Here is a 15,145-nt window from a genome sequence, read left to right as displayed (position 1 = left end):
GTCTAAACCCCCAAAACCTTCATCACTTCATCGCCCAGATGGTTGATCACCTTCACCGCAATCCTCCCTGACCTGGGCCGTACGAACGGACGCGATACTGTGCGTTTCAGGCTGTCCCAAGCCTCTTGATCGACCTCTCCCTTCAGCGTCGTCTTCAGTTGTTTGTAGGGGATGTCTGCCCCTGGGAAGTAGGCATGGCGTACGAAGAAGCTTTCTTCGTTGTAGTCGGTGTCGATGAACCAGCAGGCGATATCGTCCGGCTCGGAGGAGATGACCTGCCCAGTTGAGGGCTTGAAGATATCGACCCCAAGCAATTCGACACGGAAATCGCCATCCTCTTCAACCAGCTTGATGTCCGGCTCACCGAACACAACGAACAGGTTGCCGCCACCGGCTTTCAAATCGCCCGCCATATGCAGATCGGGGTTCATGCGCGCCTGCAGGATCGGCACGCGGCCCAGTTTGCGGAACTCGGCAGTGTGGGCGTCGAAGTTGAAGGCGCAGGCGATTACGATGTCCAGACCGGCATCGGCCGCCTCTCGCGCGGCGGCGACCAGATCAGCGCGTTGGACGGTGCCGTATTCGGGGCCGATGAACACACCGGCGCGGCGCTCGATCCCGCTGCTCGCGTCCGGGTCGCCTTCCATGTACTTGCCTTCGGCGGCGATCCATTCGCCGGGCCATGGGACGAGAGAGCTGAACTTGATTGCGTCTTCTTTGCCAGATTGCTGCACGCCCGCTTTGCGCAGGTTTTCCAACATCGCCTCGCGGTAGTTGTCGGCCTCTTGTGCGCCGCGCATGCGTTGGCCGGAGGCAGCGTCAACTTCGTCGATGATCTCGCCATGTTCGTTGACGGCTTGGGTCCGGTGGGGCGACAGGGACTCAACAGTGAAGGGGCCTGCAACGCGGACGCGTTTCTTATCCTCGTAGGGTTTGTCGTAGAGGTATTCGAAATCTGCCTTCGCGGCGATGGAGGCGTCGATCTCGGTTTGGCGCGCGATGCGGGCCTCCCAGAAGGTTTTCAGAGCCTCTTCGGCTGCTTTGGGCCAAGGCGTGACGGAGCGTTCGGGGAGCGTGTCGAAATCCCATGACGTGCCGCGCAGCTCATTAAGCTCAGACAGGCCCGCTTCGGCTTTGCGGCGTTTGGCGGGGGTCAGGTCATCGGACATGGTGCGCGCGGCGGCGTAGGCGGCGCGGTGGTCGACGGGCCATGGCGTGCCGGGTTCACGGGGGATTTCCCATTCCATGAAACCGTTGGCCGGGGCCATCTCTCCGCTGGGCATCTCATTCTCGCCTGACGCGGTAAAGTCGATGTTTTGGCCGTTGCGGCCACCTGTTTCCACGGGGAAGAGGTCCGTCTGGCCTTGCAGGGCGGCGTTGAGTGCTGTGCGGGCGGCTTCGACGGCGGGTTGACGCTGTTCCCAGATCTCGTCGATCTCAATGTTGTTGGCGACAGATTTCATTGTGATGTGAGGGACGCGGTTGTAGACAAAGCCATGGCGGATGTCGTTGTAGGTGTCTGCCGTTGCAGGGGCGGAGCGCGTGACCTCTGCCTCTTTCTTCTGACCGTCTTTGCTGTCTTGGAGCAGATACCACGGATATTTCGCCCCCATGATCCGCGCGCGGGCCAGAGCGAGCGCCACACGTGAGGTATCGATGGTGATCCAGCGGCGGCCCCATTGTTCGGCGACATTTGCGGTTGTGCCGGAGCCACATGTTGGATCCAGTACAAGATCGCCGGGATCGGTAGACAACAAGATGCAACGCTGAATGATTTTTTGGATTGTCTGAACTACGTAAATCTTGTCTTCGAGAAAACCTCCGGTACCGGTGTCGGTCCAGACATTGTCAAGTGGTGCAACTGCATAGTCTATCCATGCCCTCAAGTATGCAATATTGCTGCCCGATCGACCTATCCTCCCGGCGTTCTTAACTCTGCCTAAGTTCTCTTCAGTCGTGCCCCACCACCGCACGCCCGAGTCAAAAGTCGTGCCTTCGAAGTTGAAATCGAACTTTCGGCCCGGTCCCGGTTTAGTTAGAAGAACTAGGCGACAAGCTTCCTCTGGATCGGGGGTTTCACCTCCTTTAATTCGCTCAGGCTGACCGAATTCATTTAGCCTCAACCTGAAATTGACACCAGCAGGACCAGCGATGTCACGTTCTAGCGCAAGTGGACGGTATTTAATTGAATCTGCTGACTTTGCATACCAAATCACATAGTCTGTAGAGGCTGAGATACGACTTGAAGCGGACAAACCCGATGTTTTCACAACGGTGATTTGGACTACAAAGTTTTCCTGCCCGAAAACCTCATCCATCAACGCCCGCACGCGGTGCACGTTCTCATCCCCGATCTGAACAAAGCAGGACCCGCTCTCGGTCAGCAATTCCCGCGCCACCACCAGACGGTCGCGCAGATATTGTAAATAGGAGTGTATCCCGTCCCGCCATGTGTCGCGAAAGGCCTTCACCTGCTCTGGCTCGCGCGTCAGGTGGTCCAGCTTGCCGTCCTTCACATCGCGGCTGGTCGTGGACCATTGGAAGTTAGAGTTGAATTTAATTCCATAGGGCGGGTCGATATAGATCGCCTGCACCTGGCCCTTCAGCCCCTCACGCTCTGCCAGTGACGCCATCACTTGCAGCCCGTCGCCAAGGATCATCCGGTTCGACCATTTCTTGTGGTGCTTGTAGAACTCCACCTCCGCCTCGCGGTCATCGTCCGTAACGCCGAAATGGTCAAACAGGTCCGCGCCGCCGCCCTCGCCATTGCGTTTGCCGCCTGCGCGCAGGTCTTCGATAATCGCCTTGGGATGCACCTGTTCCTGCAAATAGATTGGGGGCGCATCGGCAGTCACCGCCTCTTGGTCGATATCCTTGCCGCGCCAGATCAGCTGCGGGTCAAGGTCCGGGTTGCGCTGCTGATAGGCGACCTTGATCGGCTTGGCATCATCCGGGTCCATCATCGGAGCCAGTTCCGGCGTCGGAATGTTCACCCGCTCGTCGTCATGGGTGATCGGATCGATTGGTGTTTTCTTATCGGTCATGCTGCCGCCTCATCTTCTTCGCTCGGGTCGTAGGGGGCCTGCACGTCCGGCTCGGCTGGGGAATTGCGGATCACGTCGCGGCGCATGGCTGTGCCAATCAGATCGGCAAGCGCATTTTGGCGAGAGGTCCAGAAGGCGTCGAAATCATCGGCGCGTAGTGGTTCTGGGTCGATCAGGTGCGTGCGCAAGATGTCGTTCAGCTGTTCGGGCGTCGGACCATCCGTTTCTTCGATGCGCTTGAGATAGACGGATGGCGCATGCCCTCCGATCCGAATGTTGCTGATTTTGGAAAGCGGCGACTTGTTGATGATGGAATCGTAGCGCGACGCGGGGATGCCGTTTTTGTGGCACCAGTCGCGCGGGAAGATGTGGTGAATGTCCACCTGGCTGTCAAAATAGGTCATGATCTCGAACGGCTCACCACTGATGAAGTCCAGCGCGCCGCTGAGCATCAAGCGCGCGTTGACGCCTTTGTAAGCGGCGGCCAATCGCGTGCGGAGCGTATCTAGCCGGTCGATCTGGAAGACCGCATCGCCGATGGTCGCAGGTTGTGGGCCGTCTTCACGAATCCAAGCCAATAGCTCTGGAATGTCACGCGCAATACGGGTTTCGACAGACCCTGCATAAAGCTCGCCAAAGACACAGCTCCAATACCAGTGATCGAGCTTGTCATGCGCAGCCGCAGTACGTTCCTTTGCAGGCAGCCTCGCAAAAACTGCAGCAAGGGTGATCAACTGCGAGGGGTAAGGCACGTCCTTCACCCAGATGATGCGCTGAGACGTGAAGAACTTCTTCGCTTGAGCAAACCCCTCCTCGACGGAATCTGCCAGCCGCTTGTATTCCTCGATTGACAAATTCAGCATAGCATCGCGGCGAACTGTAACTGGCGGAAGGTCTTTACCAGTGCGACCTGCTTTGACAGCTTCATTGCGTCGATCCATCGTGGAGAGAGCAGTGCAGGCTTGCAGGAAGTCGGTACTGGCCAGCTTCGCGTAGATGTCCCTTGTCTTGTCAAGCCCACGCAGCCGGTCAAGCCGCCCGGGCTTTCCTTCCACCCCCAACCAGTCTTCACGCAGATTGAACTCACTGGCTGCAAAGACAGCCGTTAGAAGCTCAAACGCGTCAAGCTTTTTGCCGCCGGTGTTCACCTTCTCAAAGACCGTGCAGATCGCCTCGCGACTGTTCCCCTTCGACAACCGAATGATCGGCATCTGATAGGCTTGAACGGGTTTAACCACCTTCAGGTTCAAAGCCTGTTCTTTATCATGCGTGTCTTCGCCGCGCTCGTTCCAGTAGTTTTTGTACGCGAACAGCCAATCGAATGGCGCAAACACTTGATTTAGTGGAAAGGCATGTGCCGCAAACTGTTTCTCAGCGGTTGAATAGTCACGGTCAATGTCGCGACCGAAATTGCTTGTTTCGCGACCATCCCCTCGTGTCATTATGATCCAGTCAGCCGGATCGCTATCTTCAAGCGACGCTGCTTCAAGAGCCACGAAAAAGAGCCTCTCCGCCAAAGCACCCTTTGCCGTGCGCGTTTTGACTGCATCTTTGCGTAAAAGCGACTGATAGAGGCTGGTCAGCCTCTGTTGGCCGTCCAAAAGAAATTCAGCTGGCAGGCGTCCGTTGCTCTTTGCATTTGCCAACGGTCGCGCCTTGAAATTCACTTCACCGCCGACTTCAAGCGTTAGAATGGCACCCACAGGGAAGCCGCGCACAATGCTCACCAAAAGCGCATGTATGCCGTCCTCGTCCCAGACCCAGTCTCGTTGAAAGTCCGGAAGCTGGAGGTTTTGGTCGTCCACCTGCTCAAGAAGTCGGTTAAGGTTGTCTTTTGTACTGTCAAACACTGTTGGCAAAATTCTCTATTGAAAACGAGCTGTTAGCTGAAATCATGCCGTCTCTCCGATCAGCAGTTTGCCGATGGCGGCATCGAGGTCTGGTCCAAAGTCATGGGCGCTGCGCAGCTCGGCAAAGCCCCAGTGGCCGAATTTGCCGTTGCGGTTGATCGCGGGCACCCATTTGTTAGCAATGGTGTCAGCCTTGATCATCGCATCGTGGCCACGGAAGCCTTTGACCTCGATGATCAGTGTCGTTGGCTCAGGTGTATCGAGCCGGATCAGGAAGTCGGGCAAATACGTCTTCGGCTCTGCCTCCAGCAAGTACGGCACTTCAAACCCGAGATTGTGGTTCTTGACATAAGACATTACCTTTGGGTGTTGTTCGATCCGCGCGGCGAGTTTATCTTCCCAATCGCTGTCAGTGATGATCCAGTTCAAGTGCGATTTGTCCGGTCGCGGTGCGTAGCGTGACGCCTTGGTCGTGTTGAAGTTGACGCCAAGTGTTGATCCTACAGGATTGTAGGGATCAAGCACCGCACGCATCAAACTGTCACCGCCAGGCTTGTCGATCAGTGCCCCGGAAATGAGCTCGCAGACTTCATCGGCCAGTTCACGATAAAGCAGTTGTGCGGGTACTGTGCCGCCCTTGCAGACGAGATGCCCCTCATTCAGCCACTGGTTCACGATCCGTTTGGCGGCAGGGATCAAATGCAGCCGCGGGGCTTCGTTCGCGTCGCGCAGTTTTTCGAACACCATGTGCTTGGCCACGTGATAGGCGATGGTCGAATTTCGCAGGGTCTTAAGGTAGTCCATTGTCAGCGTTTCGCTTTCGCCGACGATGCCCTGCATGGTTACGCGCGTCGCGTTCACCTTGTCTGGGTCAAGCACATAAGGTTCGATATCTGAGAAGTCGGCATCTAGTCGATCTGGCGGAAGGTCTGCGATGTAGCCTTGGACCCGTGGGAATGTGATCTCCAGGTGATCCCGTGCTGGTGAGACTGCGTGGACCTGAATTACATCTCGCGGCTTTTGTGGTGGCGCTACGCGCGGTTGGTCGGAGAAGTTCAGGCCATCAATGCCCATGATGTCAGCATATTCGGTTCGGAACAGGCCATTTTCGTCGATTTGGTAGGAGAGGCGTCTGAGCGCACGTCCTACGACCTGCTCGCAGATGAGCTGGGTTCCAAAAGCGCGCAGACCAAGTATGTGCGTGACGTTGTTGGCATCCCACCCTTCGGTCAACATCGACACTGAGACAACACAGCGGACCTGCTCCCCCAGTTTGTCCTTCTTGCCGACGGTATTCATCACCTCGCGAAGAATGTCGGCCTCGTTGAGGTCTTCACCACCCAATCCGCGTTCGGCCTGCTCCCGCCGGAAAGCCTCGATTTCGGAGGCATGCGCATCGCGGAAGGACTTGTCGATATCCCCTCCCGCCTCAAGCGTGGCACTGTCAATCAGAACCGACCGAGGTCGCGGCAGGCGTTCGCCATCGGATGAGAAGTTGGAAAACAGGCCACACTTGCCGTGAACCGTCTCAATCCTGCCGTCTGGGTTTTCTGGCTCGTATCCGGCGATGTAATCCCGCAGAAGTTCGGAATTGGTCGTGTTGTTGCAAACCACGATGAAGACTGGAGGTATCCCAACCTTTTCAGTCTCCCAAAGCTTGTAGGTTTTTTCATAGTGGCCATAGAGCGCGTCGATAGCGGTCTTCAGTTCTAGAGGCAGTTTCTGGGGATCTGGGGGAGTGCCTTTCGTCTTCTTGGGCATTTTCTTCCCAATTGCAGCCCAGAGATTGCGGTACAAAGGCTCAGGCTTGCCGGGCACGTTGTCTGCTACCGGAACACGAGGCAGTTTAACGATCCCACATTCAATGGCGTCCATCAGTGAGAAATCTGATACCACCCATGGAAAAAGTGTTCCTTCCACCCAACCCGATCCTGCAAGAAAGAATGGTGTTGCAGACAGATCGTAGACGATTTGAAGGCCGATTTTCCGTTTCGCGGCTTCTAGTCCCGATATCCAAAGTCGCGCAGCTTCCTGGTTTTCTTTAGCCTCGCGAAGTTCGTCCCCCGTCAAACGTTCAGTTTCAGAAAAAGCCCGTTCACGATAGCAGTGGTGGGCCTCGTCATTGATGACGTTGATCTTCCCGATGCCCATAAGATTAGGCATCACTCTTTGAAGCATCTGGCCTTCAGTTTCGAGTGTCTTGAGCTCTTCGCCGTGTCCTTCAAGAGCTGTGCGTGTGCCCGTCGCGAGCTTCACTTTCTCGCGCAACTTAAAGGCATGATAGTTCGTCAGAACGATCTTGGCCCGCTCCATATCTTGCATCATGTCGGCAGGGACCAAATTGATCTTTTGGTAGTAGTTCTCAGCATCATTGGGCAGCAATACCCTTAGACGGTCCTTGATAGTGATGCCGGGCGTAACAATGAGAAAACCGCGAGAAAACGTCTTTGAATTTTCACTTCGAACCGAGTTCAGTGTCTGCCATGCTATCAACATAGCCATAACCGTCGTCTTTCCTGCCCCAGTCGCCAACTTCATCGCAACCCGAAACAGGTCGGGGTTGGCTTCGGCGTTCGCAGCCTCAAGGCGCGTCCGGAAGCGTCTACCACGATCCTTCAATTTCGGTGCGACTTCGGCGAGCCAGATGGCGGTTTCGACGGCTTCAAGCTGGCAGAAAAACGGCCTGATGACTTGTTTTTCGTCTTTTTGGATTCCGCGCCAATGCGACAACAACCGCTGAGTGACCGGTGACACTTGCCATTGAGTGGGATTGGGTAATGCACGCCAAACATCAATCTCGCGGCGTAATTCGTTCACGAATTCAGTAACGTTGTAACTTAGGTCTTGCCCCGACAGCCCCTCGGCGCTGAGTTCCATTTCGCTCTGTTTGCCACCCTTCTTGCTCTTTGCAGGAGGCATTGCAGATATGAGGTCAGAGCGACGACGGCGCTCTATGACCTGGTCAGTGGGTCGGCCATCTGTATCCAGTTCCCAATGGCGTCCCGGTTCAAAATAAGGCGAGTTCAAAATTGGTTTTTCAAAAAATGTCATGCTCGCCCTAAAAACTCATTGTTTTAGGATCATTAAATCAACGAGTTCAGCTCACCACAACCTCTTTCGTTTGTTTTCAATTGGACCCACAGCCTTAAGGCGACTAACCGTAAGGGCTTGTGCTTCGCAAAAGGCAGGCGCGATTTCCTTTTTGGTACTTCATAGGTTGCGCTCGACATCCGACCAATGCTTGTTCTCTGGAAGAGCCATGTCGCGTTGTTCGATCTCGCGCAAAGACACGGGCACATACCCCCATACATCGACACCGACATTCACAGCATTCCTACTACCCATCCATTGATCGTGAACGTGTCCGAACAATTGGAGCGCACCCTTCCGCGCTCTGTGCCAAGTGATCATCGGATAGTGGCAGAGTACGGAGGGCGCGCCCGTATGATCTGCAACCTCAGTCAAATGGGTGACTGAGGTCCAAGGCAAAGCTTGGGTCGCCTCGCCGTCATGGTTTCCCACGACCAGATGCTGCTCAGCGCCCGGCAGGCGGGAAAATAGATTCGATAGCCATTTTCTATCTTTGGCCTTCGGCTCAAAGGCGAAGTCTCCAACGATCCAAAGCGCGTCTTGCGGGCCGACCTTCGAGGCCAAGTTTTCGAGCAATACAGCATCCATGTGGCTCGCGGTCTCGAACGGGCGAGCACAATGCTTGATGATGTTGTCATGCCCGAAATGCGTGTCGGCTGTGTACCAATGCTTCATGGCTAAACTCAAATCCTGCAACGCGCTAAAGGGCGGGTCTGCGATCTAGCACCCAGTGTCTATTCTGGCTAGGCCAGCGCCACCTGTCTGACGCCATGGATGTCCCGAACCTTGGTGTCCGAAGTTATTCCAGCGGCCACCAACGCCTGTTCGACCTCCTTGGAGACACGCTCGGCGCGGTCATGTGCCCATCGAGTGATCTTGGTGGAGATCCACCATGCAGCAGGTAGCAGCGCGAAAGGATAGAACTTCAAAGCCGTCGCCGACATGCTGTCGCTCATGTTGGGGAAAAGCACGGCGAGGATCGCATAGTAGACCAAAATACCAGGCAATGCGCCGATGAGTGCAACCAGAAATGTTGCAGACATTTTACCTTCAGGTGTGTCTGGATCAGCAGCCCCGTGCAGTTGAAGGCATTGACCCGTCAGGTTCGCCAGCGCCACTGGTTCACGTCCCACCGGTGTCAAGACAACGGCGACATCATCGCCGTGTCGGGCGCGGTCGAGCACTTCGCCGACAAATGTGTGCTCTCGCCCATCCGCTTCCCGAAGCGTCATTTCACGCCATTGCCTTGAAAGCTGGACACGTCGGGTTCGGCGGCTCACCTCCCGCTCAACACGATCAACGATGTCTACGACACTGCCACGGATGACTTTGTATCCGGGCGGCATCCTCAGTTTGCTATTTGGGGAACCAGGCATGGTTTTCTCCGTGTTATCCCATAATGGGATAACACCAGAACAGGATTATGCGGCAAGGGCTTAGCCCGAATGAAGATGCCGCATGACCAGAAGTCTGCGAACGCCAGGGCACCAGGCGTTGATGCAGGCGCTGGTTGAAACGAGAAAGTCGAAAGGGATCACGCAGCAAGATCTCGCCAACCGACTGGATCGACCGCAGTCCTACATAGCGAAGGTCGAGACAGGCGAACGTAGGTTAGATGTTATCGAGTTCATTGAGTGGTCATCGAGCCTCGGTGCCAAGCCAAATGACCTGTTGGACCGACTGCTCACTAAGGCCGCGAACTAAGAAGCCGCCGCCAGGAAGCGTTCTTCGGCAGCTTGACGGGCCCTTTCCAAAAAGCCAGCATCCACATCTGTGCCGTTCTCCCGCGCTTGAGCAGCGATGTACTCAACGTAGGCCGTGACAGCGTTCACATGCTGATCTTGGCCTGCCGCAGCTCTTCGCTGTTGCAAGTTCAGGAGTGGTTTCGACAACCTATTTGGCATGTTATGACCTGCGACTGATTGTTTTTGCTTCGTGTTTGCAGCTGCCGCCGCGTCACTGGTCTAGTAACACATGACAACCGAGGCGTAAATATGGCGCGTACGCGACTGTTTCCAGTGCGCTGACGACCGCTTACCTCAACTTCGTTGACAATCTGTTGACGCAACGTTTACCTGCTCTTTCAGTTATATGGGGTCGTTGTAGTGCAAGATCAATCAGTTGGTGCCGTTATTCGGTCTGTTCTCCCCAACGGTTCACTAGACGGCCTTCCTTCCGCCCAGAATGGTTCCAGAGATAATTGGATCAGCTGTCCGCTTTTTCCGACAGACGTGTTTGCAACAGCCGGTTACTTATTGAAGCTTGGTGGTGCAATCGCATTTTTCGAACCTTCACCGTATGCATCCCAGAGCGCGTTGGCTCGCGGACATTTTGTGCTTTCACAAAGCGATCGGGAGTCGGCAGATGATGCGGGTGTTTTGTGGCGGGATGCCGAAAAAAACCCCAACGGACACCCACCGAAAGTGGTTCAGGACCTCTGGCGAAAGCTGATCTCTGATTGGGATAAGTCCGTCACACCGGGAACGTATCTTGACGAAAACTCTTCCGCGCAGCCATGGTGGAAGACAGCTCTTACGCTTGCTGTAATTGCAGATATGGCGTGCAATCGGATTTTGCGTGATGAGGTTGGTAAGTATGTAAAGAGCCCATTCGAGGCTTGGATTCAGGATTGGTATCTGACTCCTTTTAGGAGCCAAACAAACGAAGAACTCAGCTTATCTTCTGACGAGGATATCGAAGGCCCACAGCCACCCGCGTCCCTCACACTTTTGGCTGACCGCGCCGTTGTTTGCGTTCTTCCCAAGGTCCGTGTTTCTCCAGTAGGCGCTACCTTACGCAACCTATCACGCAACCTCAGCCTTCTACCTGGAAGAGGTGAGGTCAGGTGTTCTTGGTTCGATTTACCGCAAGAACAACCAGAAGAAGATTCTGAGACTCTTGATGTCCTGCTCATTCCGGAGCCATCATTAATTGATGCCAACTCGTTTAAACCTGCTCTTGACAACGAAGACGCGCCCGAGCAACTCCGCTACTGGAAAAAGGATTGGGACTACTTTGATATTGAGCAGACTTGGATTTCCGAACCTGAGAAACGCCAAAGTTTCGTTGCCGCATGTGAAAGCCTTCTGAAGTCGGCGAAAAAACAGACTAGGCGGGTCAATGGCGTTGTGCTTCCAGAATTCGCACTCGATTATGCGCTTTTCGAAGAGCTATGTGGAGCATTGAAGCATCTCGAACCCGAACTTGAATTTGTGATTTCCGGCAGCAGCGACAATTGTCGCGAGGCAGAAGGTCGACCGCCTGAGCCGGGTAATCACGTGCTAACCAAAGTCTGGTACGGAGACGAAGGTGATGGCCTCTATCGTACAGTTAGTAGACGCAAGCACCATCGTTGGCGAATGGATCGGTCTCAAGTCGAAACATATGCCCTGTCAACAGCCTTAAATCCAAAGATCAAGTTTTGGTGGGAGAATTGCCCTCTAGGAAGAAGATCAGTCCATTTTCACCGTTTCCGCAAACGCTCGGTATTTTCCGTTTTGATTTGCGAGGAGCTTGCAAGGTCTGACCCTTGCCACGAAATCCTTAGGTCAGTTGCGCCTAACCTGATCTTTGCTCTTCTCTTAGACGGTCCACAAATCAAGAGCAGATGGCCTGCGCAGTATGCTTCAAATCTCGCAGACGATCCCGGCAGCTCTGTTCTGACAATGACTTCATATGGCCTTATCAATAGGACCAACGAACTAGGTAAGTTTGACCCCTGCAGAGCTTTCGCAATGTGGAAGGATGAAACTGGAAAGATTGTCGAAATCGAGATGCCGAATGGTGAAGGTCCTCGCGGAACCCTCCTTTCCCTTTGGTCCGAACACGTCTCGGACAGAACAATCGCAGGCAAAAATAACCTGGCAAGAAGCTGGAGATACAGCAGCCACTTTCCCATCTTCCCGAGGCCTGAAGAAGAGGCTTGTTCGGGCCACGAGCGTCAATCTGACAGTTAGTTCAATGAGATAACGTTCGACTTTGACTCTATCCCAATTCGTTTATTTGCCTCTTTAACACTTGCTGCACTTCCGCCAACGCGCGCGTCGCAGAACCATCGATTGCTGCTTCCTCGGCGGAGGCGCGACACCAATCCACCAATCGCATCTGACACTCGGCCAAGAGCTTCACGCACTCGCTCAAAGACTTCATGTCGCGCCTTGTGGCCATCGATATCCTGTCGGCGGAAAGCCTGATATCCTTCGCTGATTTGTCTGAGCGCTCGATCAACTGATTGACGGATTTCAGCAATTCGCGCTCCATAGGTGTCAGGTTGGGCATTTAATCCTCCGTTCTCGGTGTTCTGACGCAGATGCGGCCCTCTGGCACGCGCAGCGGGCATGGTCTCTGCTCCACCCCCTCCGGCAGGACCAGGACCGTCCCAGCACCGCCGAGGGCCATCACTCGGACCGAGTTCTCCAGCCCGTTGATCGGCGGTTGAATTTCCACCCGTGTTTGGACTGGGATCGGCATGTTCGCGAAGGCCAGCATCGACCCAATCAGCATCGCTACCGCGCCGATCCCCATGGGCGTCACGATGAAGCGCCACTCCCCCTTGCTCCGCCAAAGCTGGTGCCGGCCCTGCATCTCGCACATCGTCTGTTGGACTTCTTCGGCTTGGGTTAGCACGTCCTTCTGAAGCAGCTTCAAGGCGGAGCGCGTGCGCTCGGCGACTTCTTTCATATCTCGCTCGGTTAAGGCTTGCACGGCGAGCAACTGCCTTTTCAAGGTTTCGTCGAAGTCGTTCAGCTCTTGTCAAATCCGGTTTTCGGACGCTTTCACCTCCCGTTCCGTTCGCTCTTGTATTCTTTGCAGCAACCCATTCATCGTAGGTCCAATCCTCGTGAAAAATTCTGTCGGTCAGTCGATATGTCTGGGAGGTGCCCTCGGAACCGATTGCCCGCATGACAACCTTAGATGCCGGTTTCTTAGGGGGCCTCTTCGACGGGCGTGGCGGTTTGATTTCCATGCCATCATCTTCCAGTTCCCTCAGGGCGGCGAGGACATCCTTGTGATCTCGAATTTGGTCCAATTCGATCTTTGGGATCACGTGCGCTCTGATTGCTTCACGGATTTGCACGCGGTCATCGCTTTCAAAGACGTGCCTAAGTGTTCGCCGCCGCTTGGGGTCATCGGGGCGAGCCCAGCCTTTGGCAGTGTTCCAGTAGTCGCGAAATGCATTGAAGTAGCTCTCAGATCGCGGTGGTGCCGGGTTGAAAGCGGCCCCTTCATAAAGTTCGATGCGCGGCACTATGAAGTGCAGCTCAACATTTCCTTTGTGTCTGTGCTCGACCCAGAGGCAATCGTATTGGTCTGTTTCCAACCCCGCGAACGCCGTACGCTCAAAATCGTCCATGACGGCCGCTTGCTCGTCTTGGCTTGGTCGGTCTTCGGCGGCGAAGGCGATTACCCCACTCACGTACCGCAACTTTCGGTGGTTGCTATCAATGAGTGCGATGGTTTGATCTGGGTCGCCTCGCATGACCTCAGGCGGCACAGTTCGGACTTCGGTCTTGCCCCCGACGCGATTGCGGTCTGCATCATAGGCGGCGACCTCCTCGGCAAGCAGATATCGGACGGCCGCACGCCCACTTCCGTCACCGTGTTTGAACAAACGTATCATCATGCTGATGCCTCCTGCACCAGTTGACGAAGCGTACGTTCAACGATCACGAGATGGCCCAGGATGTCTCGGGCGTCGGCGTGAGCCTCAATCACCCGGGCCTCGTTGACGACCTGTGCGATCTGATTGAGGTTGTTGCCAACCATGGCGACTTGACGGAGTAAGCGTGCATCGGCAGGAGGGACCGGCGCACGAACTTTTTCAGGCGTGCCGTCCATGAGGCGACGAACGATACCCGACAACGTTTCATTGCGAGAATGGGCAACCGCTTGCCAGCGCTCCAGTTCCGCTGGCGTACAACGCACTCGAACTAGGCGGGACCGTTTCTCAGGTTCTGCTAACATGACCATTTTACGTATCCCGTATCCTGCCCATTGCATCGTGAACGATATGGGTTGGGGTTGAGGGGAAGGGGTACACCCTTTCCCCCACAAGGTGCGGTGCCGTAGGCAAAAGCGTAACCTTGCTCCCTACGTCCACAGCTTCTCTGGCTAAGTCGTTACTACAGTCTTCGGGCGAGCCACTCATAGGCTTTTCCCAGCTGCTCGGGCCTGCCGCGCCACCAAGCTATCAAGCGTCTCGGATTTCGGCGGATACTGCGCCAAATCAATTGGTGTGACGCGATTTCCTTTTTCTTTTCCTTTTTCTGACTCTGCTTTCCTTTCCTGTGGCAGTACCGTGGGGCTATCGTGAGGGCACCGTGCGAGCACCGTGCTGTAATCGAACAAGCCAAAGCTAATGTCTTTTATCTCCGGCACCTCTTCGAGCCGCTGGCGGCGAACGTCATCAATCATCGCAGCATCGAGGTCCGGATGCTTATGCTTTGCCTGAACAATGAACCTTCTGAGCTCTTCTATGACTTCAGGGCCATGCTTGCTTTCCGGGTCATATTCGCTGACACGCACGGCACTTCCACACAAGAATTCTGCTATTGAGCGAGCGGTAATTTTTGCTCTAGGGACCCGATTTGTCAGATATTCCCGTGACCTCGTGATGACTTGTGACCTGTTCTCTGGCGCGTACTCTTCATAGAACCACCCGACTACGCGAACGAAGCCGGATTCATCATCGTAGTCAATCAAATTTGCGGCCTTGAGCACGTCGAATATCCGAGACAACTCGGCCTCTGAAACCTGACAATCATTGATCATTTCCCGTCGGGTAAAACGATAGAAGCCAAGGTAGACGGAGTTCGAATTGACCCGCGACATCCAATAGACTGTCCTTGCTGGATGGTTACTTCCTAGACTAACCATCCCATCCGATCTGTGAATGTCAGCTCTCGATTTAACGAATTTCATCTGTCCCGAAAGATTGCATCCTTCGCTCTTGGTACTGCAACATACGGCGTACAACCACACATATGCCTGTCAGTTTGGTTTGATTTGCGAGCGAGATTTCGATATCTTTGGTGTGCTAGAACCATTGGACGAAGCCTCGCTTGCGCGGGGTTTTGTTCGTTCTAGGGCGTCGGAATTTCGTTTACGACACGGGCTTGTTGAACCCATGCGTTAAGGTCAGCGCCATGGTATTTTATTCTT

General features: G+C 54.8%; 12 protein-coding genes. 3 read left to right on the top strand and 9 right to left on the bottom strand.

The window, feature by feature from the left end; genetic code table 11:
- Positions 1–2: 2 nt before the first annotated feature.
- The 5 genes from R8G34_03620 to R8G34_03600 form a co-directional block, all read right to left on the bottom strand.
- Entirely contained in the window at positions 3–3,044 is a 3,042-nt protein-coding gene (locus tag R8G34_03620; protein MDW3221966.1) for a site-specific DNA-methyltransferase, read from the bottom strand.
- The gene (locus tag R8G34_03615) at positions 3,041–4,894 is read right to left on the bottom strand and encodes a DUF262 domain-containing protein (protein MDW3221965.1); all 1,854 of its coding nucleotides are present in this window, start codon (positions 4,892–4,894) and stop codon (positions 3,041–3,043) included. The genes R8G34_03620 and R8G34_03615 overlap by 4 nt, the downstream gene beginning before the upstream one ends.
- Before the next feature lie 42 nt (positions 4,895–4,936).
- Positions 4,937–7,771: a DEAD/DEAH box helicase family protein gene (locus tag R8G34_03610; GenBank protein MDW3221964.1), complete on the bottom strand. Its 2,835-nt coding sequence runs from the start codon at positions 7,769–7,771 to the stop codon at positions 4,937–4,939.
- A gap of 333 nt (positions 7,772–8,104) precedes the next feature.
- Positions 8,105–8,659 (bottom strand): metallophosphoesterase, encoded by a 555-nt coding sequence (locus R8G34_03605; GenBank protein ID MDW3221963.1) that lies wholly within the window; start codon positions 8,657–8,659, stop codon positions 8,105–8,107.
- Positions 8,660–8,727: 68 nt separating this feature from the next.
- The gene (locus tag R8G34_03600; protein MDW3221962.1) at positions 8,728–9,360 is read right to left on the bottom strand and encodes a hypothetical protein; all 633 of its coding nucleotides are present in this window, start codon (positions 9,358–9,360) and stop codon (positions 8,728–8,730) included.
- Positions 9,361–9,442: 82 nt separating this feature from the next.
- Here R8G34_03600 and R8G34_03595 point away from each other — a divergent pair, with 82 nt between their 5' ends.
- A complete protein-coding gene (locus tag R8G34_03595) occupies positions 9,443–9,688 on the top strand; it encodes a helix-turn-helix transcriptional regulator (protein MDW3221961.1) in 246 nt (81 codons plus the stop codon).
- Between the two features lie 527 nt (positions 9,689–10,215).
- On the top strand, positions 10,216–11,940 hold the full coding sequence (locus tag R8G34_03590) for a hypothetical protein (protein ID MDW3221960.1): 1,725 nt from the start codon (positions 10,216–10,218) through the stop codon (positions 11,938–11,940).
- Between the two features lie 28 nt (positions 11,941–11,968).
- On the opposite strand, the gene R8G34_03585 is transcribed toward R8G34_03590, so the two are convergent.
- On the bottom strand, positions 11,969–12,262 hold the full coding sequence (locus R8G34_03585; GenBank protein ID MDW3221959.1) for a hypothetical protein: 294 nt from the start codon (positions 12,260–12,262) through the stop codon (positions 11,969–11,971).
- On the bottom strand, positions 12,263–12,664 hold the full coding sequence (locus R8G34_03580) for a hypothetical protein (GenBank protein ID MDW3221958.1): 402 nt from the start codon (positions 12,662–12,664) through the stop codon (positions 12,263–12,265). It lies immediately after the preceding gene.
- Between the two features lie 328 nt (positions 12,665–12,992).
- On the opposite strand from R8G34_03580, the gene R8G34_03575 reads away from it, so the two are divergent.
- Positions 12,993–13,631 (top strand): hypothetical protein, encoded by a 639-nt coding sequence (locus R8G34_03575; protein ID MDW3221957.1) that lies wholly within the window; start codon positions 12,993–12,995, stop codon positions 13,629–13,631.
- Here R8G34_03575 and mobC read toward each other — a convergent pair.
- Entirely contained in the window at positions 13,604–13,909 is a 306-nt protein-coding gene (mobC, locus tag R8G34_03570) for a plasmid mobilization relaxosome protein MobC (protein ID MDW3221956.1), read from the bottom strand. The genes R8G34_03575 and mobC overlap by 28 nt on opposite strands.
- Before the next feature lie 219 nt (positions 13,910–14,128).
- The gene (locus R8G34_03565; protein MDW3221955.1) at positions 14,129–14,815 is read right to left on the bottom strand and encodes a hypothetical protein; all 687 of its coding nucleotides are present in this window, start codon (positions 14,813–14,815) and stop codon (positions 14,129–14,131) included.
- Positions 14,816–15,145 lie beyond the last annotated feature (330 nt).

Source organism: Paracoccaceae bacterium, from assembly GCA_033344815.1.
GTDB lineage: Bacteria > Pseudomonadota > Alphaproteobacteria > Rhodobacterales > Rhodobacteraceae > Roseobacter.
Note: the sequence above shows the minus strand (reverse complement) of the source record. Positions and strands in the feature narration are given on the sequence as shown.

Bases quoted from the DNA above. Each gene is read 5' to 3' on its own strand.
- R8G34_03620 (MDW3221966.1), bottom strand. From the start codon at position 3,044: ATGACCGATAAGAAAACACCAATCGATCCGATCACCCATGACGACGAG.
- R8G34_03610 (MDW3221964.1), bottom strand. From the start codon at position 7,771: ATGGAACTCAGCGCCGAGGGGCTGTCGGGGCAAGACCTAAGTTACAAC.
- R8G34_03605 (MDW3221963.1), bottom strand. From the start codon at position 8,659: ATGAAGCATTGGTACACAGCCGACACGCATTTCGGGCATGACAACATC.
- R8G34_03600 (MDW3221962.1), bottom strand. From the start codon at position 9,360: ATGCCTGGTTCCCCAAATAGCAAACTGAGGATGCCGCCCGGATACAAA.
- R8G34_03595 (MDW3221961.1), top strand. From the start codon at position 9,443: ATGACCAGAAGTCTGCGAACGCCAGGGCACCAGGCGTTGATGCAGGCG.
- R8G34_03585 (MDW3221959.1), bottom strand. From the start codon at position 12,262: ATGCCCAACCTGACACCTATGGAGCGCGAATTGCTGAAATCCGTCAAT.
- R8G34_03580 (MDW3221958.1), bottom strand. From the start codon at position 12,664: ATGAAAGAAGTCGCCGAGCGCACGCGCTCCGCCTTGAAGCTGCTTCAG.
- R8G34_03565 (MDW3221955.1), bottom strand. From the start codon at position 14,815: ATGTCGCGGGTCAATTCGAACTCCGTCTACCTTGGCTTCTATCGTTTT.